The sequence below is a fragment of the Ruegeria sp. BJ6 genome (genome assembly GCF_056537885.1).
Genome location: NZ_JBQFSG010000003.1, coordinates 305,149 through 329,966 on the forward strand (window position 1 = coordinate 305,149; position 24,818 = coordinate 329,966).

Annotated in this window: 15 protein-coding genes and 3 pseudogenes; 12 read left to right on the top strand and 6 right to left on the bottom strand. The window is 54.6% G+C overall.

What is annotated here, in order from left to right:
* The first annotated feature begins 161 nt into the window (after positions 1–161).
* Genes ACR0D6_RS10460 through ACR0D6_RS10470 form a run of 3 tightly spaced genes read left to right on the top strand, consistent with a single transcriptional unit; the run spans position 162 to position 1,872 of the window.
* Positions 162–482, top strand: coding sequence for a hypothetical protein (locus ACR0D6_RS10460; protein WP_480765442.1), 321 nt, complete (start codon positions 162–164; stop codon positions 480–482).
* A 49-nt stretch (positions 483–531) separates the two neighbouring features.
* Positions 532–1,248, top strand: coding sequence for a HupE/UreJ family protein (locus ACR0D6_RS10465; RefSeq protein ID WP_480765443.1), 717 nt, complete (start codon positions 532–534; stop codon positions 1,246–1,248).
* A gap of 12 nt (positions 1,249–1,260) precedes the next feature.
* Positions 1,261–1,872: a transmembrane anchor protein gene (locus ACR0D6_RS10470; protein ID WP_480765444.1), complete on the top strand. Its 612-nt coding sequence runs from the start codon at positions 1,261–1,263 to the stop codon at positions 1,870–1,872.
* Positions 1,873–1,965: 93 nt separating this feature from the next.
* Here the strand turns inward: ACR0D6_RS10470 and ACR0D6_RS10475 are convergent, their stop codons facing one another.
* Positions 1,966–2,622 (bottom strand): GntR family transcriptional regulator, encoded by a 657-nt coding sequence (locus ACR0D6_RS10475; RefSeq protein ID WP_480450610.1) that lies wholly within the window; start codon positions 2,620–2,622, stop codon positions 1,966–1,968.
* 138 nt (positions 2,623–2,760) lie between these two features.
* Here ACR0D6_RS10475 and dctP point away from each other — a divergent pair.
* The 6 genes and pseudogenes from dctP (at position 2,761) to ACR0D6_RS10505 (ending at position 9,011) form a co-directional block, all read left to right on the top strand.
* Positions 2,761–3,747: pseudogene (dctP, locus tag ACR0D6_RS10480) on the top strand (TRAP transporter substrate-binding protein DctP).
* 92 nt (positions 3,748–3,839) lie between these two features.
* Positions 3,840–4,382, top strand: a complete 543-nt coding sequence (locus ACR0D6_RS10485; RefSeq protein ID WP_480765445.1) for a TRAP transporter small permease — start codon at positions 3,840–3,842, stop codon at positions 4,380–4,382.
* 5 nt (positions 4,383–4,387) lie between these two features.
* The gene (locus ACR0D6_RS10490) at positions 4,388–5,704 is read left to right on the top strand and encodes a TRAP transporter large permease (RefSeq protein ID WP_480765446.1); all 1,317 of its coding nucleotides are present in this window, start codon (positions 4,388–4,390) and stop codon (positions 5,702–5,704) included.
* Positions 5,701–6,957 (top strand): malonyl-CoA decarboxylase, encoded by a 1,257-nt coding sequence (locus ACR0D6_RS10495; protein WP_480765447.1) that lies wholly within the window; start codon positions 5,701–5,703, stop codon positions 6,955–6,957. Before ACR0D6_RS10490 ends, ACR0D6_RS10495 begins: the two co-directional genes overlap by 4 nt.
* A 5-nt stretch (positions 6,958–6,962) precedes the next feature.
* Positions 6,963–8,477 carry a malonate--CoA ligase gene (locus ACR0D6_RS10500; RefSeq protein ID WP_480765448.1) on the top strand — a complete coding sequence of 505 codons (1,515 nt, stop codon included), beginning with the start codon at positions 6,963–6,965 and terminating at the stop codon, positions 8,475–8,477.
* 126 nt (positions 8,478–8,603) lie between these two features.
* Entirely contained in the window at positions 8,604–9,011 is a 408-nt protein-coding gene (locus ACR0D6_RS10505) for a universal stress protein (protein ID WP_480765449.1), read from the top strand.
* A 481-nt stretch (positions 9,012–9,492) separates the two neighbouring features.
* Here ACR0D6_RS10505 and ACR0D6_RS10510 read toward each other — a convergent pair.
* Positions 9,493–9,630, bottom strand: a pseudogene (locus ACR0D6_RS10510) (IS5/IS1182 family transposase); the annotation flags it as partial.
* Between the two features lie 431 nt (positions 9,631–10,061).
* Here ACR0D6_RS10510 and ACR0D6_RS10515 point away from each other — a divergent pair.
* The gene (locus ACR0D6_RS10515; protein ID WP_480765450.1) at positions 10,062–13,037 is read left to right on the top strand and encodes an ATP-binding protein; all 2,976 of its coding nucleotides are present in this window, start codon (positions 10,062–10,064) and stop codon (positions 13,035–13,037) included.
* On the opposite strand, the gene ACR0D6_RS10520 is transcribed toward ACR0D6_RS10515, so the two are convergent.
* From ACR0D6_RS10520 to ACR0D6_RS10535, 4 genes are read right to left on the bottom strand one after another with little or no spacing between them, the layout of a single operon-like run.
* Complete coding sequence (locus ACR0D6_RS10520) at positions 13,015–14,619, bottom strand: GMC family oxidoreductase (protein ID WP_480765451.1); 1,605 nt, start codon at positions 14,617–14,619, stop codon at positions 13,015–13,017. The genes ACR0D6_RS10515 and ACR0D6_RS10520 overlap by 23 nt on opposite strands.
* A gap of 2 nt (positions 14,620–14,621) precedes the next feature.
* Positions 14,622–16,079, bottom strand: a complete 1,458-nt coding sequence (locus ACR0D6_RS10525) for a Dyp-type peroxidase (protein ID WP_480765452.1) — start codon at positions 16,077–16,079, stop codon at positions 14,622–14,624.
* A 9-nt stretch (positions 16,080–16,088) separates the two neighbouring features.
* Entirely contained in the window at positions 16,089–18,371 is a 2,283-nt protein-coding gene (locus tag ACR0D6_RS10530; RefSeq protein ID WP_480765453.1) for a hypothetical protein, read from the bottom strand.
* Positions 18,368–19,804 (bottom strand): cytochrome P450, encoded by a 1,437-nt coding sequence (locus ACR0D6_RS10535; RefSeq protein WP_480765454.1) that lies wholly within the window; start codon positions 19,802–19,804, stop codon positions 18,368–18,370. The genes ACR0D6_RS10530 and ACR0D6_RS10535 overlap by 4 nt, the downstream gene beginning before the upstream one ends.
* Positions 19,805–20,878: 1,074 nt before the next feature.
* Here ACR0D6_RS10535 and ACR0D6_RS10540 point away from each other — a divergent pair.
* A pseudogene (locus ACR0D6_RS10540) lies at positions 20,879–21,391 on the top strand (IS5 family transposase); the annotation flags it as partial.
* A gap of 100 nt (positions 21,392–21,491) precedes the next feature.
* Complete coding sequence (locus ACR0D6_RS10545) at positions 21,492–24,803, top strand: adenylate/guanylate cyclase domain-containing protein (RefSeq protein WP_480765455.1); 3,312 nt, start codon at positions 21,492–21,494, stop codon at positions 24,801–24,803.
* Positions 24,804–24,818 lie beyond the last annotated feature (15 nt).

A 24,818-nucleotide genomic window follows, 5' to 3' on the forward strand; every position in this document is an offset into this window, starting at 1 on the left:
GATGCGGCCCCCGGCGGGTTTAAGCCGGGCTATGAGTGCGGGATGGCTTGCGTGAATTTGTGGTTTTATCTTATAAGCCAGATAACCCCTAGGGGGGATATAACAAGACCGCAGAGGCACCTGTGAGCGTGAGAGCAGTTCAGAGATATACGCAAAATGCGATGACCGCTTTGCTCTGTCTGTCTTTGATCGTTTGGTCGCTTCAGCCAAACTCGGGCCATGCTCCAACAGTAATCGATACAGTGCAGGAACATTTGCAGATTATTGCCGAGCACGGGCATACCCACGGCTTTGAAGAAGATTTGTTGTGGGCGATGCATGGGCACAGTCATGACGGTGCCGATCATGACCACAGCCAAATGGTTATACCGGAATTGGGCGATGCGCTTTTACTGGCGTCGCTCCCGGATGACTGGGGGTTCGACAGGGTGCCAAGCGGCCCCTTCAGGAACAACGGTATAGAACGACCTCCGCGCGTGTGACGTCGCCCCGATTGGGGTTTTCGACATCACATATCAACGGAGATCATCCATGAATCTTACCTTTCGGGGTCTGGACAGGCGCGCGACGCTCCTTCTGGCCCTTATCACTACCAACCTGGCACTGAGCACATCTCAGGTGCTGGCTCATAATGTCACCGAAGGCGACGCAGGCTATATCCAGGAAATCTGGGGCGTGAACATCATCCCGTTCATGTATCTTGGGGCCAAGCATATGGTCACAGGTTACGACCACATTCTGTTCCTGCTCGGCGTCGTTTTCTTTCTCTACCGGGCCAAGGACGTCGGCATCTATGTCAGCCTCTTTGCGGTCGGTCACTCGACGACAATGCTGTTGGGAGTGTGGTTCGGCTGGGGCGTTAACGCCTATATCGTCGACGCCATTATCGGCCTTTCGGTCGTCTACAAGGCGCTCGACAATCTCGGCGCGTTCCAGCGCTGGTTGGGATTCCAGCCAAATACCAAAGCTGCAACGCTGATATTCGGCCTGTTCCACGGCATGGGCCTGGCAACCAAAATCCTCGACTACGATATCGCTCCAGAGGGGCTGCTCGCCAACCTGTTGGCGTTCAATGTGGGTGTGGAACTAGGCCAACTTTCGGCCCTTGCGATCATCCTCATCGTCATGGGGTTCTGGCGGAAAAGCCCATACTTCTTCCAGCAAGCTTACAGCGTAAACGTCATCATGATGACCCTCGGGTTCATCCTGATGGGCTATCAAATCACCGGCTATTTTATTGCCGCGTAAAGGAATTCAGTCATGTTCAATACACAAAGACCTAGTCTTGAGGAACTGCCAAGCTCGGCACAGCTTATCCGATCGACAGTCATTGCGGGGGCATCCGCTGCTGTGATCCTTGTCACTGTGGTTCTACCGGCCGAATACGGGATCGACCCGACAGGCATGGGCCGTGTGCTGGGGCTGCAAGAGATGGGTGAAATCAAAACGCAGCTTGCAGACGAGGCCGAAGCCGACAGGGAAATTGAAAGTCAGGATCAGTCGAGCTTGCTGAACGATGTCCTTAGCCTTTTTGTCGGTACAGCTCATGCGCAAGAGGCCGAAGTTTGGCAGGATGAAACCAGCTTTACTCTCACGCCTGGAGAGTCGGCTGAGTGGAAGCTGGTTATGGAAGAAGGCGCGACGGCAGAATATCGCATGGTCGTGACCGGCGGTCGAGTGAACTTCGACCTGCATGGTCACGGTGGCGGTCAGTCGATCACCTATGAAAAGGGGCGCGGATCGACCGGTGCCGAAGGCACCATCGAAGCCGCCTTTGACGGTGAGCACGGCTGGTTCTGGCGCAACCGCGACTCTGGTGATGTATCCGTGATGGTACAAGTCCGCGGCGGCTACAGCGAAATCGTCGAATAAGCAAAACCGGCCGCCGCGCAGATACCTTGTGCGGCGGCTCTTTTGCGCCGTTCGGCCCCTTTAGGGATGTCTGATAATCCGCTGCCCGCAGTGCTACTCGGGTGCGTTCTTCAGTGACGCCATCAGGTTGTGGAACTTTTCCCCCTGCACAGCGACATGTGAGCGCAATGCACTTGCTGTTTCCTCGGGATTTCCATTGTCGAGAGCACGTACAATGTCTTCATGCTCGGACATCGACTGTGCCATGCGGCCCCGAAACCGAAGCTGTTGCCGCCGGAATGGTTTGAGCCGTCTGTGCAGCTTGGACGCTTCTTGTTCCAAAAACGAATTGCCGGACTGGTTATATATGATTCGATGAAACCGCTCGTTTTCCAGGTAGTATGTGTCCGGGTCCCCGGCATCGACAGCCTCCTGACATCTCGCGTTGGCGTCAGTTAGGTCTTTCAATGCTCCATCTGAGATACGCATAGCGGCAAGTCGACCGCAAACAGCTTCGAGCTCGGCCATGACCTCGAACATTTCCATCAGCTCCACCGGACCGGGCTGCCGGACAAAAGCTCCCCTGCGCGGAATGAGGTCTACCAGCCCCGACAGGGCAAGCCTCTGAAATGCTTCTCGAAGTGGCGTTCTGGAAACGCCGAATTGCTCGGCCAATTTGACTTCATCCAGACGGTCACCGTCCGAAAATGTCCCGTCAAAGATCAGCTCTTCCAAATCCTGAGCAATGGTGTCGGCAAGTCTTTGGTCCATGGGTTTCTGTTTTACTCACGAATGGGTGAGAACTCAAGATTCCAAATCTTGTATACAAAAATGTTGACTTAAAAAACATAACCACCCTATGCTTCTGCTCATCCCCGGCAAGCCCGGGTTTGGAAAAGGGAGGAGAAAATGAAAGCCATGTTCAAAACAGCCGTTGCTGCTGTGGCGCTTGCATCTGCGGGTACATTGGGATCCGCAGAGGAGCTACGCCTGTCTCATCAGTGGTCGAACAAGGACATTCGGCATCAGGTCGCACAGATCGTTGCGGATGAGGTTGCTGCGGCGGATGTCGATCTGGAAATCAAGATTTTCGGCTCAAAATCGTTATTCAAACCGCGCGAGCAGTAAAAGCCGCTTAGCCGTGGGCAGCTAGATATGACGGTTCTGCCACTGTCCTATGCCGGTGGTCAGCAACCTGCTTACAATCTGACCCTGATGCCCGGTCTGGTGAAAAATCACGATCACGCAGCACGTCTGGCCGACTCGCCCTTCATGGAAGCGCTTGAGGCCAAGATGGCCGATGATGACGTGATGGTTCTGGTCCACGGCTATCTGGCTGGCGGCTTTGCAGGAAAAGACAAGTGCATCACCAAGCCAGAAGACGTGGCCGGTCTACAGACTCGAGCGGCAGGCAAGTCATTCGAACAGATGCTGGCCGGCGCCGATGCCTCGATCGCCTCGATGGCGTCATCGGAAATCTACAACGCCATGCAGACCGGCGTTCTGCAGGCCGCCAATACCTCGTCCTCGTCCTTTGTCAGCTATCGTATCTACGAGCAGGTCAGCTGCTATACCCCCGCTGGAGATGTAGCGCTTTGGTTTATGTATCAGCCGTTGCTGATGAACAAATCCACCTTTGAAGGGCTTAACGAAGATCAGCAGGCCGCACTGTTGGCCGCGTCTGAGAAGGCACAGGCTTATTATCTTGAAGAAGCCAAGAAACAGGATGTCAACTCCGCCAAGGTGTTTGAAGAGGCTGGCGTCGAAATCGCCGAAATGACACCAGAGGATTTCGAAGCCTGGCGCGCGCTTGCAATGGAAACATCCTACAAAGCGTTCGTGGAAGAGGTTTCTGACGGGCAGGACCTGCTGGACAAGGCTCTGGCGGTCGAATGATCCTTTTTGGCCGGGCGGCCCTGATGCCGCCCGGCACCTGATCTCAGTTCTGATCTTCAGACTTAATTGCATCTCAATCACAGGAGGCGCAAATGGCTGGCCATAGCTCTGCCGTTGCTTCCCATACCGGGAACAATCCCTTTCTTCGCTTTGTCGCTGCGCTTTCAACTCTGGCCGGATGGTGTTCCGCAGGCATGATCGTCGCCGCCGTCGCCATCACATGCCAGATGATCGTTGTGCGCTTTGTCCTGAACGGCTCGACCATCTGGCAAACCGAAGCAGTCATCTATCTGGTCATCGCCGCTACGCTGGTTGGATTGCCTTATGTGCAACGCCTGCGAGGACATGTGAATGTAGACCTGATCCCAATCTCACTTGCCCCGCGGGCGCGGTTTTTCATGGCGATCCTGACCTCGGTCCTGTCCATCGCCATCATCTCGGTCATGCTGTTCTACGGCTACGAGTATTGGCACTTCGCGTGGGAGCGTGGCTGGAAATCCGACACCGTTTGGGGTGTTCGCCTGTGGATTCCCTATCTGTGCATCCCGGTCGGCTTTGGACTGCTGCTGTTGCAGCTGATCGCCGACCTCGTCGCCGTCCTGCTTGGCATAGATAAACCCTTCGGACTGGAGTAAAGCCGATGGATCCCCTTCTGCTCGGCGCTATTGTCGCCATCGCCACCATCCTTGTTCTGTTCTCGGGCGTATCGGTCGCCATCGGATTGCTGATCGTTTCGGCTGGTTTCTTGATCGTCTTCGACGGCCCACGCTCGCTTGAACTGATGCCGGAGATTCTGTTCGGCAAGCTGGATAACTTCGCCCTTCTTTCGATCCCGATGTTCATTATCATGGGAGCTTCGATTGCATCGACGCGAGCCGGGGCTGATCTGTACGAAGCATTGGAGCGCTGGCTGACCCGTGTTCCTGGCGGTCTGGTCGTATCAAACCTTGGCGCCTGCGCCCTGTTTGCGGCCATGTCGGGCTCCTCACCCGCAACCTGTGCTGCCATCGGTAAAATGGGCATCCCCGAGATGCGCAAGCGTGGTTACCCCGATGGTGTTGCTGCCGGGTCGATTGCCGCAGGCGGCACGTTGGGCATCCTGATCCCGCCCTCGGTCACCATGATCGTCTATGGTATCGCCACCGAGACCTCGATTGGCCGTCTGTTCCTGGCTGGTGTGATCCCGGGCCTGATGCTGGTGGGCCTGTTCATGGCCTGGTCGCTGTATTCGACATGGAAATCCGGCGACGCCACCCGTCTGGGGTCCGGCAGCTACACCTGGGGTGAGTGGTTCGAGATTCTGCCGCGTGTTCTGCCTTTCCTCGGCATCATTCTAGGCGTGCTCTACGCCATGTATGGCGGCATCGCGACGCCATCGGAAACGGCTGCCGTTGGTGCACTGCTGTGTCTGCTGATCGCGATGATTATCTACAAGCTGTGGAACCCCAAGGACATCTGGGTTGTGCTGCGCGACAGCACCAAGGAGAGCGTGATGATTCTCTTCATCATCGCAGCCGCCGGTGTTTTCTCGTACATGCTCAGTTCGCTGTTCATCACGCAAGCGATTGCCGAATGGATCGGCACGCTGGACGTGAACCGCTGGGTACTGATGGGTGCGGTCAACGTTTTCCTGCTGATCGCCGGGTTCTTCCTGCCACCCGTCGCGGTGATCCTGATGGCCGCGCCGATCCTGCTGCCGATCATCACCACCGCCGGTTTTGACCCGATCTGGTTCGCGGTCGTTCTGACCATCAACATGGAGATTGGTCTGATCTCACCCCCGGTTGGTCTGAACCTCTACGTGATCAACGGCATCGCGCCGGACATCTCGCTGAAAACCATCCTGACCGGCTCGCTGCCCTTTGTGGCCTGCATGGTGATCGCGATTGTCCTGCTGTGCCTGTTCCCGGGTCTGGCGACATGGCTTCCTGATCTGGTGATGGGAGCAGCTGTATGACCCTGTTTGCCGATCTTCTCTCAACCGTGTTCGAGCGGCGTTATCGCCGCGACAGCGCAGCGGCCCTCGATGGTCGTCCGCTGACTGAACTGGCCAACGCGTTGGTTGGGTCTGCCGGGGAAACCTCAGGGCTGGCATTGGCCGAAGAGATTCTCGGTCGCTTCGAAACGCTTAGCGACGTCGAAAAACTGGAGTTTTTTCGTTATCTCGCCACGGCGATGAATATCGACCCTGAGACAGTCCGCTCATCTTTGGACGAATACGAACGCAACCCGTCCAAGGCCAGCTATCGCAGCTTCGCCGCCGCCGTTGAACCGGCGCGGCAGGAGTTGATCCGCCGCCTAAACCGAGTCCCCGGTGCGACCGGGACCCTGGTGAAAATGCGTGCTGATTTGCTGCGGTTAGGCGGCAAGGAGCCCGAATTGCAGGCGCTGGATCTGGATTTCCGGCATTTGTTCGCCAGTTGGTTCAACCGGGGCTTTCTGGTCCTGCGCCCAATCAACTGGGAGAGCCCGGCGCATATTCTGGAAAAGATCATCGCCTATGAAGCCGTCCATGCCATCGACAGCTGGAACGACCTGCGCCGCAGGCTGGAGCCTACTGACCGGCGTTGCTTTGCCTTCTTCCACCCCTCGATGCCCGACGAGCCTCTGATCTTTGTCGAGGTGGCGCTGAATAGCGGGATACCCGGCTCGGTTCAGGCACTGCTGGCCGAAGACCGCGATCCTCTCCCCGAAGATCAGGCCGATACGGCGGTGTTCTACTCGATCTCGAACTGTCAGGCCGGACTCGCCAGCATCTCGTTTGGCAATTCGCTGATCAAGCAGGTGGCCTCGGATCTGGCGGTGGAACTGACAGGGCTGAAGACCTTTGTCACCCTGTCGCCGATTCCGGGACTGACCAAGTGGCTGTCTCAGGAAGGTATCGAGTGGGTCATCGAAGAACCAGATCAGATGAAGGCGCTGGCGGCGCATTACCTGTTGAATGCCAAAGGCCGGGGCGATCTACCGTTCGATCCTGTAGCGCGGTTCCATCTGGGTAATGGCGCGCTGGTCCAAGCAGTTCATGCCGATGCCGATATCTCGGACAAGGGCCGAGCGCAGTCCGGCGGCACGATGGTTAACTACCTCTATGACCTCAGCCGCGTTGCACAGAACCACGAGCAATTCGCCAATTCCCGTGAGGTTATCGCCTCGCCCGAGGCTAAGTCGCTTGCTGCGTCGGCCTCTCTCACCACGACACAGGAAAGGTAACCCTAATGGCCAATCCTCTCTATGACGGTTTGTTCGGCGCTCATGCCGGTAAAGACACACCTTTTTTGCATCTGCTCGACAGTTCGGTGATCACGCATCAGGACTTCCTGAGTACTGCGGCACAGATCGCTCATGTGGCTACTCAGTTGGGTCTGAAACCCGGCGACCGGGTTGCGGCGCAGATCGAGAAATCGCCCGAAGCGCTGGCGCTCTATGCGGCCTGCGCGCAGGCAGGTCTGGTGTTCCTGCCCCTTAACACAGCCTATACCGTCGATGAATTGACCTATTTCATTGAAAATAGCGGTGCCTCTCTGATCGTCTGCGACACCAGAAGTGAGGAGAAACTTACACCTGTCGGTGCCCAACTGGGGGCGCAAGTCGAAATCCTGAACGCTGATGGTAGTGGAAGTCTGATGGATCAGGCCGCAGCCATGCCTGTCAGCTTTGAGACAGTTGACCGGGAAGGTGATGATCTGGCGGCGTTTCTCTATACCTCGGGCACGACGGGCCGGTCGAAAGGCGCGATGCTGACCCAGAACAACCTGTTGTCGAATGCACAAACGCTGGTCACGGAATGGCGTTTCACATCCGACGACGTGCTGCTGCACGCGCTGCCGATCTTTCACACTCACGGACTATTTGTGGCAACCAATGTCACACTGGCTGCGGGCAGCAGCATCGTATTCATACCTAAATTCGATCTGGACGAGATCATCGGGCGGATGCCCCAGGCCACGACGATGATGGGCGTACCGACCTTCTATACCCGCTTGTTGGATGATGATCGGTTCACAAAGGAACTGGCCAAACATATGCGCGTGTTCGTTTCCGGTTCCGCACCGCTGCTGGCGGAGACCCATGTGCAATTCGAAGAGCGCACCGGTCATCGCATCCTGGAACGCTACGGCATGACCGAGACCAACATGAATACTTCAAATCCCTATGACGGCGACCGTCGTGCAGGCACCGTTGGATTACCGCTTCCGGGTGTCGAACTGAAAATCTGCGACTCTGATGGTAATGCCCTTCCGCAAGGCGAGATCGGAGAGATCGAGGTGCGCGGCCCCAATGTATTCAAGGGATACTGGCAAATGCCTGAAAAAACAGCCGCCGAACTGCGTGAGAACGGGTTCTTTATCACCGGTGATCTGGGCCGGATCGACGAGGATGGTTATGTCCATATCGTTGGCCGCAACAAGGACCTGATCATCTCGGGTGGCTATAATATCTATCCCAAGGAAATCGAGCTTTTGCTGGATGAACAGCCCGGTGTGCTGGAAAGCGCCGTGGTGGGTGTGCCGCATCCCGATTTTGGCGAAACAGTGTTGGGTGTGATCGTCGCCGAACCAGGTGAGACCCCGAACCTTGAAGAGATGAAGATCGCGGTGTGCAACAGCCTTGCGCGATTCAAACATCCTCGCCAGTTGATCGTGCTGGATGAACTGCCTCGTAATACCATGGGCAAGGTTCAAAAGAACATCCTGCGTGACCAATACAAGGACCTGTTCGCGGCCGCGTAGGAAGACACTCCCCGGTCCGTCAGCCCTCTTCTCGACAATGCTGCGGGCCAAACTTCAACGGCCTGAAGGTGCGATTACTTTACCTTTAAGCCGTTGATTTTTAATTCTTCAGGAGCTTGAAATCAAATGTATCAGAATATCCTCGTTCCGATCTCGCTGGATGGAGACCGCGACACGGCGCGCTCTGTTGAAGTTGCGCGTGCGCTTAACTCCGGCGCTGGTCACATCACGTTTTTGCATGTCATTGAGCATCTGCCTCAATATACGAACGACTTGCTTCCCGAGGATCATTTGGAACGTGTCAAAGCCGTCGCTTCAGAGAAATTAACGCCATTAACGAATGGTGCGACGAACGCTCAGATTGAGATCGTCGAAGGTCACGCAGGGCGCGGCATTCTCGATTATGCGGCTTCGCACAATATCGATTGTATCGTGATTGCAAGTCATCAACCCGGACTGCAGGACTATCTGCTCGGATCAACTGCAGCCCGTATTGTCCGGCACGCACATTGTGCTGTTCACGTGATCAGGTAACTACATAGATCGTGTCGTTGTTGCTAAAACTCGCAGTCGAATGCAGGCCCCGTCCGGACGCCTTGGCAACTGCACGACCGTCCGCGAAGGGCGGTTTTCGGCATGCAACACTGCATCATGTCAACACACGGCCCATGCCCGCCTTGTGTCCCATCACCAGACTTAATGATTGTTTTGGAGCTTTGCCGCTTTTCATTCGAGGTACAGCATCCGGGAAGTTTGGGCTCAATTTAGACCACAACTGCGGCTTCGATGAAGGACCGCTTTTCGTTCTGGGTCAGAAATGCTTGACGTTTGGGTCAGAATTGAATGACGTGGTTCAATGATTTTTTTGAGGTTTTGGACCTCGATTGAGTCATAAATCAGTGACGTTCCAGAGTAATTGTTGGGCGTCAGACGAATTTGACCTTTGCGTCATAAACTGACCCAACACCCCCTTGTCATACTCCCGCAGAATGTTTCGTTTGATCTAACTTCGCTTCCGCAACCCGTTGCGATTGATGAAGATAATCCCGCTCAGCACTCTCTTGTCATCGACCCGTGGCTTGCCGTGCGGCTTCGAGAAGAAAGGGGAAAGCTTGGCCATCTGCTTGTCGGTCAGCCAGTAAAGGTCGCTCATATCACCACTCCATTTTGGAAGCCGTGAATCACGCAGCGCGTTCTTACCCTAGTCTCTTACTTCGTCGGTGCCCAACTGCTCTTGTCGGCAGGCCATTACACTGGTTCCAAAAAAGTGAAGCCTTCAACCGAATTGCACAGCAATGCCGTGTCAGATCCTCATGTGAAATTTCCAATTTCCGCTAATTGATATAATGTTGGCGTGACACTGAAGTTTTGTAACCAGTCAGTCTCGGAATCCGGGTGTGTGAAATGGGTAGACTGCCGACAAATAGAAGTGACGAATCTACAGGGCAAATGGAAACCCATTGCCAACGATGTGGCGCGATATGCGGTGCCGAAGCCAGGTATTGCATGAATTGTGGCGCTAGCTTGCGTAACACAGCGCAGCGCAAATTTTCGGGATTTTCTATGCAAGACGGTCCCACTTTTGTGGAAGAACAAAAACACATTACTATCCTTTTTTCCGATCTGGTCGACTCAACCGGCATTCTTGAAAGCCTTGAACCGGAAGAGGCGGTTGATCGACTCAACGACATCATCGCAGTGATGCGCAAAGCAATCAGACAATACGGTGGCTTGGTAAACTACATTGAAGGTGATGGCCTCATGGCGCTGTTTGGTGCACCGGTAGCGCAGGAGGATCACGCGCTTTGCGCTTGTAAGGCAGCTTTGGAGCTGCATGAAAAAATAAGATCCGAATTTGGATCGGCGATGCGGGTTCGCACGGGGCTCTGCTCGGGTAACGCGATCCTTCGTCTTGTTGAGACTGATGTTCTTGGAAACTACGATGCAACCGGACTTTCGGTAGTGCTCGCGAGGAGAATGCAGGAGATCGCGGCAGCAGGCGAAATTCTGACCTGTGGAGATCTACCGGCCCTTGTTGAAAGTGAAGCCTCAATCGTGAGTTTGGGCGGCCGCGAGATCAAGGGCTTTGTTCACCCGGTCGAGGTATGTCAGTTAACCGGTCTCAGGGATGCACCACGCGCGACTGCTAACGCGAAAGATCTTGGTGCAACATTTGTAGGCCGCGAGGCAGAGCTTGCCGTGCTGCAAGAGGCAGTCGCAGGAGCGCGGCGCGGCCAGGGCCAGGTCATCACGGTAACTGCCGGTCCGGGCTTCGGAAAATCCAGAATGGTCCGGCATTTTCTGGATACCGCAGACACGACGGGTTTCCAAACGATTGAAGTCGCGGCGGATCGTCAGGATCAGAGGACGACATACCGTCAAATCACGCAGTTTCTCAAGGCCCTCCTAGACCCGGAAGAGGACGGTTCGGCCGGGCTTGGGCACATGTTGCGAACTGCAGCTTCCCTTGATCTTGGCCTGGAGTCGATACAGCCAGCGCTCGCCTCATTGCTAAACCCTGAGGATGACGGAAATTCCTCGTGGCGAGCGCTTGATCCGGTACAACAGCGTGGGCAGGTTTTCGAGGCCTTCGAGCGGCTGATCGCAGCGGCTTCCGATCGGCAACCTTTGATTGCGGTTTTTGAAGACGTGCACTGGATGGACGCCGGCAGTATGGCAGTTCTCGAGAACCTGGTTGCCCATCTGAAAGGATTTCGGGTTGTCCTTATCCTTACGCTCCGCCCCGAAAGGGCAATTGACTGGCAGAAACATGCAGATCAAATCAACTTGCAACTGCCGCCTCTTGGTCGCCATGACTTTGACACTCTGGCTGTTGCGTTGTTGGGAAAGAACGCCAGCTCTGCACAGATAACATCTGAACTTTATCGCAAGGCGGGCGGTGTACCTCTTTTCCTTGAAGAATTAATACGTTCGTTGTCACAGCTCGGCGTGCTTGAGGGTACGCATGGCCGGTATCGCCTGACAGGGCTTATTGATACATCTGAGGTGCCACCAAGAATTCAAAACGTTTTGGCCAGCCGGATTGACGGGTTGTCCACGAAAGAGAAATCCGTCCTGCAGGCTGCAGCAGTTCTGGGCACAGATATTTCCGTTGCGGTGCTGCAGGCAGTGGCTGACGTGTCGCAGAACCAAACGCTTGACGGCATTTTGAAAACGCTTGTTGACGGGCGCTTTCTTCGCCAGCTTGATCGGGCCACGGGTACCGATTTCTCTTTCGAACACGAACTTACCCGCGAAGTCACCTATTTGACTATGTTGCGCAAACAGAGAAAGCAGCTTCACGGCCGCGCATTTGAGGCAATCGTCGCCTTGCAAAAACCCCGACTCGACGCCCATTTGGATCGGCTGGCCGATCATGCCTATCAAGCCGAAGATTGGGCAAATGCCGGGCGGTTTTACCTTGCCGCTATGGCCCGCTCGGTTCGCCATTGGGCCAATCGAGATGCAATCGCCACTCTGGAAAGTGGGATAGCAGCATTGGAGCGCGTGCCTCCCTCGAGGGAGAAGGCATGCGCGGAAATTGATTTTCGTTTATTGGCGTGCAGCGCACTAACGCCTCTGGGGCGTCAGACACGGGCACTGGAACTGCTTGAAGAGGCCCGAAACATCGCTGTCGACTATGGTGAGGATGATCGCCATGCCGCAATCAATTGTCAGCTTGCCGCAGCGAACTGGCGCCTTGGCGCACACCTCAAGGGTCTGGAGCATGCGCGGAGTGCAATCGACCTTAGCCGTCGCATAGGTAATACCGGCCTTGAGCTCGCCGGGCGCTACAACTTAGGAATGATCGCCTACGAGGTAGGCGACTACAACAAGGCTGTCACCGAGTTATGCACCGCCCTTGACCTGCTCACGCCAGAATACGATCAGAAGCACCCGGGTTGGCCATCCATTCCTAGCGTGTCGATCAACGCGTTCCTGGCCAGCGCGTTTCTTGAGATGGGCCAAGTGGATCGCGCTGAAGCTGTTGCAAGTGACGCAACTGCACGTGCCGACGCAGCCCGTCATCCATATACGCAGACAATGGCGTATGTGATCCGTGCCAGGATCCATGCCGAGCGTGGTGAGATGAAAGCGGCGCTCTCTGCCATTGAGCTTGTGTTTGATCTGTCGAAAAGATTTCAGATCGACAAGATGTATGCGTTCGCCGCTTCAATACTGATCGAAATACATCTTGCCAGTGGAAAGATCGACTCGGCAATCGATGTCTTCGAACGACCTGAAATCAATGCTGGATTTGATGGTGAAGACTATTTTGGCCGGTCTCATTTGGCGCTTGCCAAGGGGCAGGCCCTGTTGGCGGCGAACCGGTTGGAGAGCGCGCAAGACGAGCTCGAATCCTGCCTTGCCCTTGTTACATTCCGGGGTGAGTGGCCAAAGGCCGCGCTGTGCAATTGGAGTCTAAGCGAATTGCATAGCCGCCGTGGACAAGCCGGTACCGTACAGGCCCGATCCTATCGCGAGAATGCTCTGCAAATCGCGAGGCGCATCGGCTTCCATCTGCTGCCCGATGCCGTCAACGCGCAGGTCGCCCCCTAACGCGCAAAAGCGATGCCGCCTTCTCGGCGATCATCAGAGCTGCGGCGTTGGTATTGGCACAGATCGCATCCGGGATAACCGAGGCATCCGCAACCATCAGCCCATCAACCCCGTGAACCCGAAGGTCTGCGCCCACAACCGCGCCTGAATCTGTATGCGGCCCCATCCGGCAGGTCCCGGTGGGGTGCCAAAGGCCACGCGCCTCGAACCGGATAAACGCTTCTCTAGCGGCTTTGCTCGCCTTCGATCCGGGTAAGTTCGTATTGCCGCCAGGCACGATCCCCGCGTGGTTGTCCGACAATTCGCGCGTGAGTTCGATTGCCGCCAACAAGGTTTCAAGGTCGCCGCTGCCTGCGGATAGATAGTTGGGATCGATCTTTGGAAAAATTCGTGGGTCGCTGCTGAGAAGCGAAAGCTTCCCTTGGCTATTTGGTCGCGTTAATGCTGGTGCAATAACAAGGAATTTTTCCGGGAACCCAGGAGGCCGAGTTATCTGAATCCCGGAATGTGCAAAGTACTGAATATTCGGCCTTCCGCCTGATTTGACCCCGGCGTTGGCATCGAGTTCAGCAAACAGACCCGCTTCGGAAAAGAACATGGGCTGAGGAAGGGCATTCTTGGCTTCGAAGCGGGTTAACAGAATCATATGATCCCGCAAATTATGTCCGACCGGCAAAGGATGGACCGATGGAACGTCAACTCCTTTCAGATCCTCAGGAAGACCGATCCCTGATACGAGCATCAGATGCGGTGATCCGATGGTGCCACCGCACAGCACGATCGCTTCGTGCGCTTTGTACATCTGAGAAAATCCGCTTCTTCGGTCGAGGCACTGCACCCCCGAAACCTGAGTTCGGCCGCCATCTTTCTTGCTCACATCGAGGAAAAGTGCCTGGGTCAGCGGCTTCACGGTCAAATTAGGCCGATTTCTGATGGCCGCCAGATAGCCCGTGGCCGAACTGGAGCGTCGCTCGTTGCCGTCGATCGCGAATTGGTAGTAGCCGCCGACATCCGACAACGACCGTCCGTTTAGATCGGCGTCGTCCGAAGCCTTGAAGCCCGCTTTCGCTGCCGAGGCAATGAATTCCGATGCAGCCGACGAGCGGCGTGGGAGATCGCGCACGACAATCGGCCCTCCTTTCCCACGATGCGCGGCACCGGTTCCGAGATAATCCTCGCATTTCATGAAATAAGGCAAGACCGCATCGTAGTCCCACCCCGGGTTGTTGGCGCCCCAGGAGTCATAATCCTGCTCGCTTCCTCGGATGTGGATCATTGCATTCACTGAACTGCAACCTCCGATCATGGTGCCACGTGTCAGCATCCGCCACCGATTCAGAGTTTGGTTTCGTTTGATCATCGGGAAATTTGTCGACAGACCGGGGTTGGACCAAAGGCCGAAGACGTTCGTGACGTCAGAGTTGCCAGTCAAATCGGGGTTGTCTTCAATCCCATATTCAACAAGCAAAACGCTGACGTCCGGATCCTCGGACAACCGAGCCGCCAGGCAACTACCGGCGGTGCCTGCGCCTATTACGATATAGTCAAATTCGATCTCGTTCTTGGTCATGACACTCAACATTGTTACGAATGTGATAGGTAATTCAGAGCGCGGAGCCCCGGCAGGAAGAAGTAGGCTCCGCCTCTGACGGTCGTAAACGCCTCTAATTCTGGCGTCTGGACATTGGTTGGGCTCCCCTGGACGGTAAATCGGTCTCCACGAGGCTTATGTGTGGCCGCTATTGGGTCGCTTTCGTCATACAGCGTCGAGAAATGGGGATTATTGATCCAGGAATGCTGAATGAGTTCGAACTGATCCGCGATGTCAGCGTTACAGCACATAAAGAATATCCCGCCGAGTTCTTCCTTGTGTGCGGTACTGACACAGGCCCCACGGTCATACAGCCGCCCGCGTCGCAATATCCGTCGCCGCTTGGACAGTCGAAGCGCGGTTTCTGGGTCCGGGAGCAAAGAGTCTCTTGGGTTGGACCTTCGGATGTGGGCACCTATCGGGCAGCGAATACCCTCAGGATCCTCTCGGTCAAACAGGAAATCGTTTTCCCGCGACCGCTTATTGCCAGAAGCAAGCGGATCAGCGTGGGGATGACGAACGAGCGGAGCGCCGCTGGGCCATCTGCCCATGAGCCTGGCAGCAGCAAGCCCTTGTTCCTTCTTACAGGGCGCTATGGCGGCTACCGACTTGTGGAATGCGGCGACATCCTGTGCGATCTGACGGACCACGAGGTAACTGCCATTTCGCCCCAAATCCCGCCTTCCCGGCGTGGACGATAGTAAGTCAGCCCCATGGGCATTTGTATCTACGCTCGGGCTGGGTGCCTGCAGTCCACGTTCATTGTCATATCCAAGGATAAGTTCCCCAGCCTTGATGATCGAGATTTCGTTTGGGCCGTATCTCCTGCATTCGGCACTTGGTGTTCCTTCGATCAGCGGTTGCGAGATACCATCTACGAACCCGAAATGCTCACGACGGTCTTCCGGCACGTAGGTCAGCAGACCAGTCGTACCCTCGGGGCCGATTTCGTCGCCATCAACGGTAACGAACCCGGTTGGAGTACCTATCGCGCGCTCAAGCTTTACTGGATCGAGATGAGCCTTTGAACGCGCGAACACCTGGATCAATACATGTGGTTCGAGTGCGCGCCAGCCCCATGCCCATTTGCTTGGCGCGCTTGCGTCAACATCACCAAGCATGTGCCGTCGCCGATCCGTTCCGGTCATCCCTTCCTGAAACTCTGGCGGAAAGGTTTCCAAAGTATCCTCTTCGATCCCCAGTGCCCGAAGCCCTGAGAACGTCATGGCAATGCTTACAATATGATCGGGCAGATCGCTCGCATCGACATTGTGACTATTGACCTGATGCGCCGAGCGCACGACGCCTCTTGCCAGTAAAGCCCGCAGCCATGACTTGGCTTCGGATCTGTTCTTGACCCGCAATAGAAGATTCCTGGACTGCTTGTGATGGCCCAATCCGCTCAACAAAAGGCACTGGACGTCTTCCCATTCGACCGTTTGAACCGCCATTGTTAACCCTCAGATATTCCTAAGCAGAGTGCTTGCCGTTTCGGTTCTTTGAGGTTTGAGCAACCCCTCGCGAAAACGGCTGTTATTATTGATGTTGGTAGTGTTGATGCCGGGGTAGGCGCTGTACCACACCAGCGTCTCGATCTGACTGGTGCGAACATAAGCTTTGAAGGGCCGAGCATCCTGCGCCCCACCAAAAAGGATACCCCGTGTTGGAGAAAATCCGATTACCTGTGAACTGGACTCTGGACGAAGATGTGTATGCGTCCAAATGGAGTTGACGCCCCAAACCGCGCCAAGATCGATGAATTCATTAAGATAGCTCTCCCATGAGCCACAATAGCTCACGAGGAAGAGCAGCCGCCGTCCTTCGTTGATCAGCGTCCATTGCGCATGGAGAATGGTTGGAATTCCACCCAACGTACCGCGTGTGAACACGTAGTGAGAAAGCAGATTGATGACAAATAATGTAAATCGCAGGAAGTACAGTCTGAGCACTCCGGGTTTCACGTGGGTCACACTGGCCAAATGGTTTTGAAGCAGATTTATTCCGTGTTCTTCACGTGCGGTTGCACGAGCCAGCTCTTTCGGACGCAAAAGCAAGCGCTTTGGATGGTCATATCGACGGAGATCGGAAGTCTCGCAAAACCGCATCCAGACTATGATCAGAAGAAAGATCAAAAACAGAAAAGCAATCGCAAAAAGGATGTAGATTCCAAAAGGGATAGCATGCGACAGCAACAGGTTCGCGGATAAAGGCGCGTCGGTCCAGGTTGAGGGAAGGATCAGAAACGCAAGGTGAAGGCCGACGAAAGTCATCACCAAAATGCGGAGAACCTTGATAAAATGCAGTTTCAGACTCAACAACACTTTTTCAGTCGGCAACAAAAACCGCGTCTCAAGCGGCAACAATAGCGTTGAACGCAGATAGCCCAGCCAGAAATAAGACGCGACAGCCGCCAGGAGAGCGAGCGCTCCGACGCTGATTGGATAGGCTGTATTATCTCCGACAAGCCATGTTCCAAGGTACCTTAGATTGTAGACATCCTGGGCACCGATACGAAGCACATAGTCGATTACTAACACGATAAGTGCTACCGAGGCTGCGCGGGCGACGAAGCGAGTGACCAGAAGCAATATCTCAGGATAGTAGTCCCGGCTTCGCGGATCAGGAAACACGATTTCGACCGTAAATCCGATCCACCGCGCTATGAGCCAGACCGCCAGCGTTGCAATCAGGCCGAGCGGTGCGAAACCTCCCGCCTGGATCGAGGCATGGGTCGCCCAAGAAGTCGAAAAGCCGAAGAAGACAAAGAAGAGAAGGCAGTAGAAGAGCAATTTGGCCTGTAGGACAGGTGACTTCATCACGCCGCCCGTTGGCCGCGCGGTTCCCATACGGTCGAGCAGGAAACCAGACGCGCCGAATACAACCGCAGCAATAAGAAGGCCGGTACCGTCGAACGCCCCGTATATCCAGTCCAGTTGGGTTTTAAACGCACCTGCGCTGGCTTTGACAACAGACGGCCAATCTTGCGCGCGTTGAATTAGCGTTTCGCTTGACAAAATGCCGAACAAATCAAGTGCCCACTTGAGGATCAGCGCAAGGAACACAACAGCTGCCGCTGCCGCTGCGAAGAGGGCCAATCTGCCATGTTTAACCCGGAAAGCGGTTGCAGGTACCTCTTCCGCCCAACGAAGGTCGGAGTGGGTACCGGTTCCGGTGCCTCGACGGACAACATTTGCTAGAATGTCTTCGAGTATCGCCTCATAGCTTGATGGTGCAGTAACCATGAAAGAGCGATAAGTCTTGACGTAGTCGACAGCTGCATCTCGCAGATCTTGCTCGCCAAGTATGCGCGACACTGGTCGCCCTGGCGCACCGGAAAACGAGAGGTTTGCGTCCACATGACGGTCGAGAATGTAACGCACGATAATCTCGGCTGCCGCCTCGTTCGGATCCGGGCAACCGATACATGATCCGAATGTGCGGCGGACACCTTCGCTGCAGGCTTGCACTAAATCTTGTACAAAGCGCGTGCGTTCTCCGTCGAATGTACCTTCAAAACAGAGCGCTGGCGCGCTATCACCTTCCCCGGGGATGATCAGGAAACTTGCCATATGCAAGTTGGGCAGCGCCGAAAAATCAAAGTCCGTGTTGCACTTTGCGCGGATTGAGCGCGGGCTCGAAATACCGGTCGCGATGCCCGGGTTGTAATTTGAAAGAGCCTTTCGCAGCTCATCCTCACACTCGGTCCGGATCGTTTCAATGAAGCACAGCCGTTGCAAAGTCATGGTTCGATACCCTGACTGAAGCTCCTGGCATCGAACGATACTTTGAGCTCTTTTACTGTTGGCCCTTCGTGACGCAGCCGTGACTCCTGTCTCAAGTCCTTGAGCAAGAGAAGTTCCCTGATCATCTCGAAGATTTCGGTTTCGGCGATGTAGCGTCCAAAGCACGCGTGCCGTCCTGTCCCGAAGTGCAGATACGAGGTCGACCCCCGATCGGCGCGAAACTCTGCCGGGCACTCGACAACAGCCGGATCGAACATCGCCGCCAGAGGCGCTGCAATCACAGTGCTTCCACCCCTCACGCAGCGCCTGTCCTCTTCTTGGGTTCCAATTATGGTGCGCCGGGGGGCAAAGCGAACGAGAAAGGGAAAAGTGGGGCGAAATCGCAGTGCCTCATCGATATAGCCGGATAGCGCGTTCCGTAATTTAATCACCTCGTCATCCACATCCTGTGCGCAGCGATTGGGAACCTTTTGCATGCGTGCCGAAAGTGCCCGTGCGGTTTCTTGTGCAAGCGCGAATTCGTGCGGGCGGTCGAGCAATTGATCAAACGCGTGGGTCGTCGCGCGTGCAACAGTTGCGGCACCTGCGGTCAACAATCCCAAAATAGATCGGCGGGCACATTCCTCTCCAGCCTCTCCAGCGCTTAATGTCGCAAGCGAACCCTGCGCCAGCCGACTTATGAAGCTGTTGCTTGGTCCGCCCTGTACCGAACCCTTCAGGTTAGCCTCGCTGAAGATCCGCTTGATTTCGAGCTCAACCTGTTCCGATATTGTTGTCGCCGAGCGAAAGAGCTCGTCCGCCTGTACCGATCCTTCGGGAGGAAGATCCAGAATCGCAGTAGAGATATTCCGCAGCTCATCGCGCGCTTTCGCATCAGTTGGAATATTCAGTCCCAGATAGCGAGTGAGAACCTCAATCGCCACGATTTCGGAAAATCCTCGCGCAATGTCGAGATGTGCTCGACCATGTACTGCACCATTTGTGGCATCATTGATCAGACGCTGCGCAGAGTTGACAGCATAATCGCGGATTATCCGTTTGTCGGCACTCTTATGTCGTGCGTTTTCAAGGGCGGTGCGCTCTGATGTGTGTTGTTCCCGCCAGTCAATGCCCAAAATGAAGGGGCCACAGACCATGCGTGGGTTCATGAATTTACCGACCAGCAGGTCCTCGTCTCGATGCAGGAGGTTTTGAACATCACAGTCTCGTACTGCGATGAATGTCGTTCCAATGCAAAAAATAGGCCGAATTCGCCGCGCAATGGCAAAACCGACTCGCGCTGCCCTTGGATTGTTTAGCAGGTAAACTGAAATCGAGTACTTAAGGCGCGCGGCCACCGACTTAGTTTTCGCAGTGAGTTTGGTCAACACTGATGGCGACCCAAAATGGGGTTCGTGGCCCTTGTTTTGATTAGTGAAATTATTCGATGGCATTAATCATACTCTTTGATGAAGAAATTTGCACCGCCGGGGTCTTCTGCGTATTGGTGCAAGCTTCTTACTTTTTTGAATCGCGTACGAAAGACCGCATTACGGGAATAATTCAAGCTTTCTGAACCTTGGAACCCCAGTTCAATTCCCCTGATATTCGCTGGAGTATTTTCGAATGGGATCGCGTTGCGGACTACCCGAACACCGCACAAGCTCTGATTGAGGAATCCGGGCGCCGTTCACTGTAACAGCCTTCGGTTGTTATCCGTTTCGCCTCTTTCAGGCCAAGATACCCCCAAGCGGTGCGAACTGAAAAAGATGAACACAACCACCTCTCGATGCGTACTGCACAATGGATGTTTGTCAGTTCATTTCTCAATCGAATTCATTTCCATTTGAGTCGGCGGTTCTTCAAAAGTGTCACATCTCAGAATGGCTGCCTAAATGACCAACGTGGAAGATGGCAGGTCATCTATTTTGTGTATTTCGCCAAAGATTTTATTGGCGAGATCTGGCAGCAGAATGGAATATTTCCGAAATCAGAAGTCGTAGTCACAGAGATATTTCTGTTTTCCGATTGAGGTTGTTTTTAATATAATTTGCCCCCCTTCCCTAATTTTCTGCCTTCGACCAACAAGACAGTTGATAGTCTTCGAATGGGTTACCTTATCAAATATCCTAGCCAAGTGTTTAGGTAACTTCGCCAAGTTCAAGCGCACACACCCAAGATACTATACGAACTTTTCATAATTTCAAAGTTCACTTCAATTCGCTTTGGCGCGGGTACAAACCGGTAAAATTCCGCAAGGCCTGTAGTCTTTGGGTTCTGGCCCGCACCACCAATTAAACCACGGCCTACCAAAGCAATTCTGTACATCACTTTCTTTATTCTGAAGTGTTGTTCTCTTTGGCGTCTGGCCTACGCCTAAACTTTCGACGACTCGCTTGAACCAATCGACCGGTAGGCTAACAGAGGCCTGGAAAGCAGCGGTTTTTGAGTCTGGAGTTCGTTAGGGTCAGGACCCATTGATTTCTGCGGGGTTGCGTGATTCACGGTTTGAAAAACGAGCGGTAAACATGTCTGATCTGTTTTGGCTGACCGACGCCCGGATGGTGCGTCTTGAGCCCTTCCTCCCAAAATCTCACGGCAAACCCCGCGTCGATGACCGGCGGGTGTAGAGCGGGATAGTCTTCGTTAATCGCAATAGTTTGCGCTGGCGCGAGGTGCCGAAGGAACACGGCTCGCACAAGACGCTCTACAACCGTTGGAAACGGTGGAGCGACAAGGGCATCTTCGCCCGGATGATGGCCGGATTGGCCGCTGAGCACGGCGAAGATAAGACCGTGATGATAGGATGCGACCTACCTGAAGGCACACCGCACAGCGACTAGTTTGGGCGTCAAAAAGGGGGGCGTGGACGCCTGATCGGTCGGACCAAGGGCGGCATGAATACCAAGCTGCACGCCATCTGCGATAGCAAAGGCCGCCGACTGAACCTGTTTGTGACCGTTGGGCAGGTCAGCGATTACATCGGCGCAAGGGCATTGCTGCACAGCCTGCCAACTGTAGACTGGCTGCTCGGGGATCGCGTGGAGATCAGGCGGTGTCGCACAGCTCTTTGGGGGCGCCTCGATGGACCCATTGACACTTTCCATGCTAATTTGCTCCCGAAACAAAAAAAGAGCCTGCATGGAAATCGACGTACGCACCTGGCTCGAAGACCTCGGGCTCGGCGAATATGCCGATGCCTTTGAGGAGAACTTTGTCGATGGGCACGTTCTTGCGCACCTCACAGTAGAAGACCTGAAAGATATCGGTGTGACTGCCGTCGGCCACAGGCGGAAATTGCTAGAGGCGATTGCTACAATCGACGAAACCGCAATTGAAAAAGCCGAGACAGCGCAGAAAAATGTCGAAGCAAAGACTGCCGCTCAACACTCAGGTGAGCGCAGACAAGTAACTGTTTTGTTTGCGGATATCTGTGGATTCACCAAATTATCTTCATCAATTGATTCAGAAGCGGTTCACGAGCTTTTGGCTGCGTACTTCGAAGCTGCCGATGGCATAGTCAATAATTTCGGAGGAACGGTTGATAAGCACGTGGGCGACAGCGTTATGGCTATGTTCGGAGCACCGATTTCACATGGGAATGACGCTGAAAGGGCGGTCCGCGCAGCTATAGCGATCCAAGAAGCGATGTCAGGTGTCTCAGAACAGGTTGGTCGGCCACTGGAAACTCACATTGGTATTGCCTGTGGCGAGGTCGTCGCAAGCGGCGTTGGTCCTGATAGCCATTATACTGTTATCGGAGAGTCGGTGAACTTAGCCGCCAGACTTACAGATAAGGCTTCCGCCGGGGAAATCCTGATATCTGAACTGGTCCGCCAGTCCATAGAGGGGAAAATTGCCGCTACAGAGGTAGGGGACGTTTCCGTCAAAGGTCTTTTGGAGCCCGTGCGAGTGCATTCAGTGCAAGGCAGCCAGGACTCTCCAAAAACGCAGCGTGCAAGTCCATTTCTTGGCCGCGTGGCTGAGATCCAGCAATTCAAGAGTGCCCTGAAAGTGTGTAAGGACGCCGAAGAAGGGCAGCTGATCCAAGTTCGCGGCGATCCCGGGATCGGAAAGACCCGTCTAACGGATGAATACTGCCATTTGGCCGAAGAAGACGGCTTTTCGTGTCACCGTACTCTTGTCCTCGATTTCGGTGTCGGTCTGGGGCAGGATCCGATACGCTCGTTGGTCCATAGTCTACTCGATTTGCCGATTGGAGAAGATATAGAAGGTCGGTGTGTAGCGGCCAAAAGCGCGGTTGCGGAAGGGTTTGTTACCGCAGAAAATGAAATCCATCTCAACGACCTCCTGAACCTGCCGCGATCGCCAGAGGACCAGGCACTTTACGATGCTATGGATAATCTGACGCGTAACACCGGTAAGGTAGATACTGTTGTCGCGCTTGTCCGGGCGCTCAGTGGGAAGCTTCCGAGACTTATCGTTTTCGAAGATATCCACTGGGCGGACAAGCTTGTACTTAAGCAAATTGCCAGTTTGGGACTTGGTTCAATTGGCGCGCCCATCATGATCGTTCTTACTTCGAGGGTTGAAGGCGACCCGATTGATCCGGCTTGGCGTGGGGCCCTGGCTGGCGCACCCTTCATAACCTTGGATCTGGGTCCTCTTGGTGAGGCCGACGCCATGGGAATGGCTGCCAACTTTGTCGACATCGCTAACAAATTCGCTCGTTCTTGTGTGGAGCGGGCGGCTGGAAACCCCTTGTTCCTAGAGCAACTGCTCAGAAGCGCTCATGAGGCCAACGACGTTCAAGTTCCGGGATCAATTCAGAGCATTGTACAAGCAAGACTCGACCGTCTGCCAGCGATTGACAAATCGGCCATTCAAGCCGCTTCAGTTCTAGGACAACGGTTTACGCTGGCTTCTTTGCGTCGGTTGATCAGCAATGACTCGTATGACAGTGCGAAATTGGTAGACCATCAACTTATCCGCGAGCAAGGTGACGGATATCTATTTGCTCATGCACTGGTCAGAGATGGTGTATATGGCTCACTGCTTCGAGCGCGTCGAAATGAAATTCACCTTGCCGCCGCGGACTGGTTTGCAGACAAGGATCTTCCACTGCATGCCGAACATCTGGACTGTGCCGGCCACAAGGACGCGGCACAGGCGTATCTTCACGCAGCAGAAGCGCAACAGGCGGCGTTGCGGTTTGAAAGTGCAAAACGGTTGGCTGAACGCGGCGTTGCCGTGGCGGACAAAACTGAGATGTCCTTCGCTTTGCATTGCCTGCTAGGCGAATTGCTGCGGGAACTGGGTGAGACTGAAAAGTCGATTGAAGCATATCAGGAATCTCTTCCCCGTCATTCAGACAATACGGAAAAATGCGTTGCATTGCTCGGCATTGCTGAAGGCATGCGCATCATAGATCGCACCGACGAGGCACTCGACCTTGTGGCCCAAGTGCAACCCATTGCAGAAGCCAATGATTTGATCGAAACCTTGATGCGCCTTCATCATTTACGTGGGAACTTGCTGTTCCCTAAGGGCGATATCACTGGATGCGAAGCGGGGCATCGGCAAAGCATCGAATATGCAAGACAGATCGGTTCGACTGAGGGCGAAGCAATAGGGCTGGGCGGTTTGGGCGATGCAGCCTACGTGGCCGGGCGCATGCGCACTTCTCATGATATGCTGTCACGCTGTGTAGAAATAAGTAGAGCCAATGGTTACGGGCGGACCGAAGTGGCGAACGCGGCACAGGTCTGTCACACAAAGGTCTATATGCTCGAGCTTGATGAAGTGCTCGAACAGTCTCGCAAGACAATGGATGCAGCTCGCCGCGTTGGACACGATCGTGCCGAAATGAACGCTGCTGCTGCAGCGCTCTTTGCAGCTGTTGAACTCAGCGACTGGTCATCAGTGGATACGCTATGTGAGCATGTGAAAGCTTTGGGGGAAAAGCTGGGAGCGAGCAGACTCATCCAGGAGGCATTGTCGTTCAATAGTATCCATTTGAACGCAACCGGGCGGCATCAGGAAGCACTTGAATCGATCAATCAGGCAATTATGGGAGCAAGGAAACTGGGAATGTCTTTCGGTGGACCCCGAATGCTTGGTCACTTTGCCCGCGTCACTCAGGACAGAACAGAGCAAGACCAAGCGATATCGGAAGCGGAAGAAATAATCGCCAACGGCTGTGTGGGGCACAATCAACCCTTTTTTTACCGCGACGCTATCGAAGTTATGTTGCAGCGCAAAGAGTGGGCGCAGGCCCAACGACATGCTGAATCTCTCGAGGCTTTTTTTGCGCAAGAGGACATGCCGTGGTCGGACTTTTTTGTAGCCAGAGCTCGCGCTCTTGTAGCATGGCATTCCGGTCATAGAAGTGCGGAGGGCTGCGCCGTTCTGCAAGCACTTCGAAATGATGCCGTGGAATTTGGTCTAAAGTCATCTTTACCAGCTATCGATCAAGCGTTGAATGCTAGGTAGCAATGCAATTGCATA

Coding starts and splice junctions, on each gene's coding strand:
- ACR0D6_RS10460 (WP_480765442.1), top strand. CDS start 162: ATGACCGCTTTGCTCTGTCTGTCTTTGATCGTTTGGTCGCTTCAGCCA.
- ACR0D6_RS10465 (WP_480765443.1), top strand. CDS start 532: ATGAATCTTACCTTTCGGGGTCTGGACAGGCGCGCGACGCTCCTTCTG.
- ACR0D6_RS10470 (WP_480765444.1), top strand. CDS start 1,261: ATGTTCAATACACAAAGACCTAGTCTTGAGGAACTGCCAAGCTCGGCA.
- ACR0D6_RS10475 (WP_480450610.1), bottom strand. CDS start 2,622: ATGGACCAAAGACTTGCCGACACCATTGCTCAGGATTTGGAAGAGCTG.
- ACR0D6_RS10485 (WP_480765445.1), top strand. CDS start 3,840: ATGGCTGGCCATAGCTCTGCCGTTGCTTCCCATACCGGGAACAATCCC.
- ACR0D6_RS10490 (WP_480765446.1), top strand. CDS start 4,388: ATGGATCCCCTTCTGCTCGGCGCTATTGTCGCCATCGCCACCATCCTT.
- ACR0D6_RS10495 (WP_480765447.1), top strand. CDS start 5,701: ATGACCCTGTTTGCCGATCTTCTCTCAACCGTGTTCGAGCGGCGTTAT.
- ACR0D6_RS10500 (WP_480765448.1), top strand. CDS start 6,963: ATGGCCAATCCTCTCTATGACGGTTTGTTCGGCGCTCATGCCGGTAAA.
- ACR0D6_RS10505 (WP_480765449.1), top strand. CDS start 8,604: ATGTATCAGAATATCCTCGTTCCGATCTCGCTGGATGGAGACCGCGAC.
- ACR0D6_RS10520 (WP_480765451.1), bottom strand. CDS start 14,619: ATGTTGAGTGTCATGACCAAGAACGAGATCGAATTTGACTATATCGTA.
- ACR0D6_RS10525 (WP_480765452.1), bottom strand. CDS start 16,079: ATGGCGGTTCAAACGGTCGAATGGGAAGACGTCCAGTGCCTTTTGTTG.
- ACR0D6_RS10530 (WP_480765453.1), bottom strand. CDS start 18,371: ATGACTTTGCAACGGCTGTGCTTCATTGAAACGATCCGGACCGAGTGT.
- ACR0D6_RS10535 (WP_480765454.1), bottom strand. CDS start 19,804: ATGCCATCGAATAATTTCACTAATCAAAACAAGGGCCACGAACCCCAT.
- ACR0D6_RS10545 (WP_480765455.1), top strand. CDS start 21,492: ATGGAAATCGACGTACGCACCTGGCTCGAAGACCTCGGGCTCGGCGAA.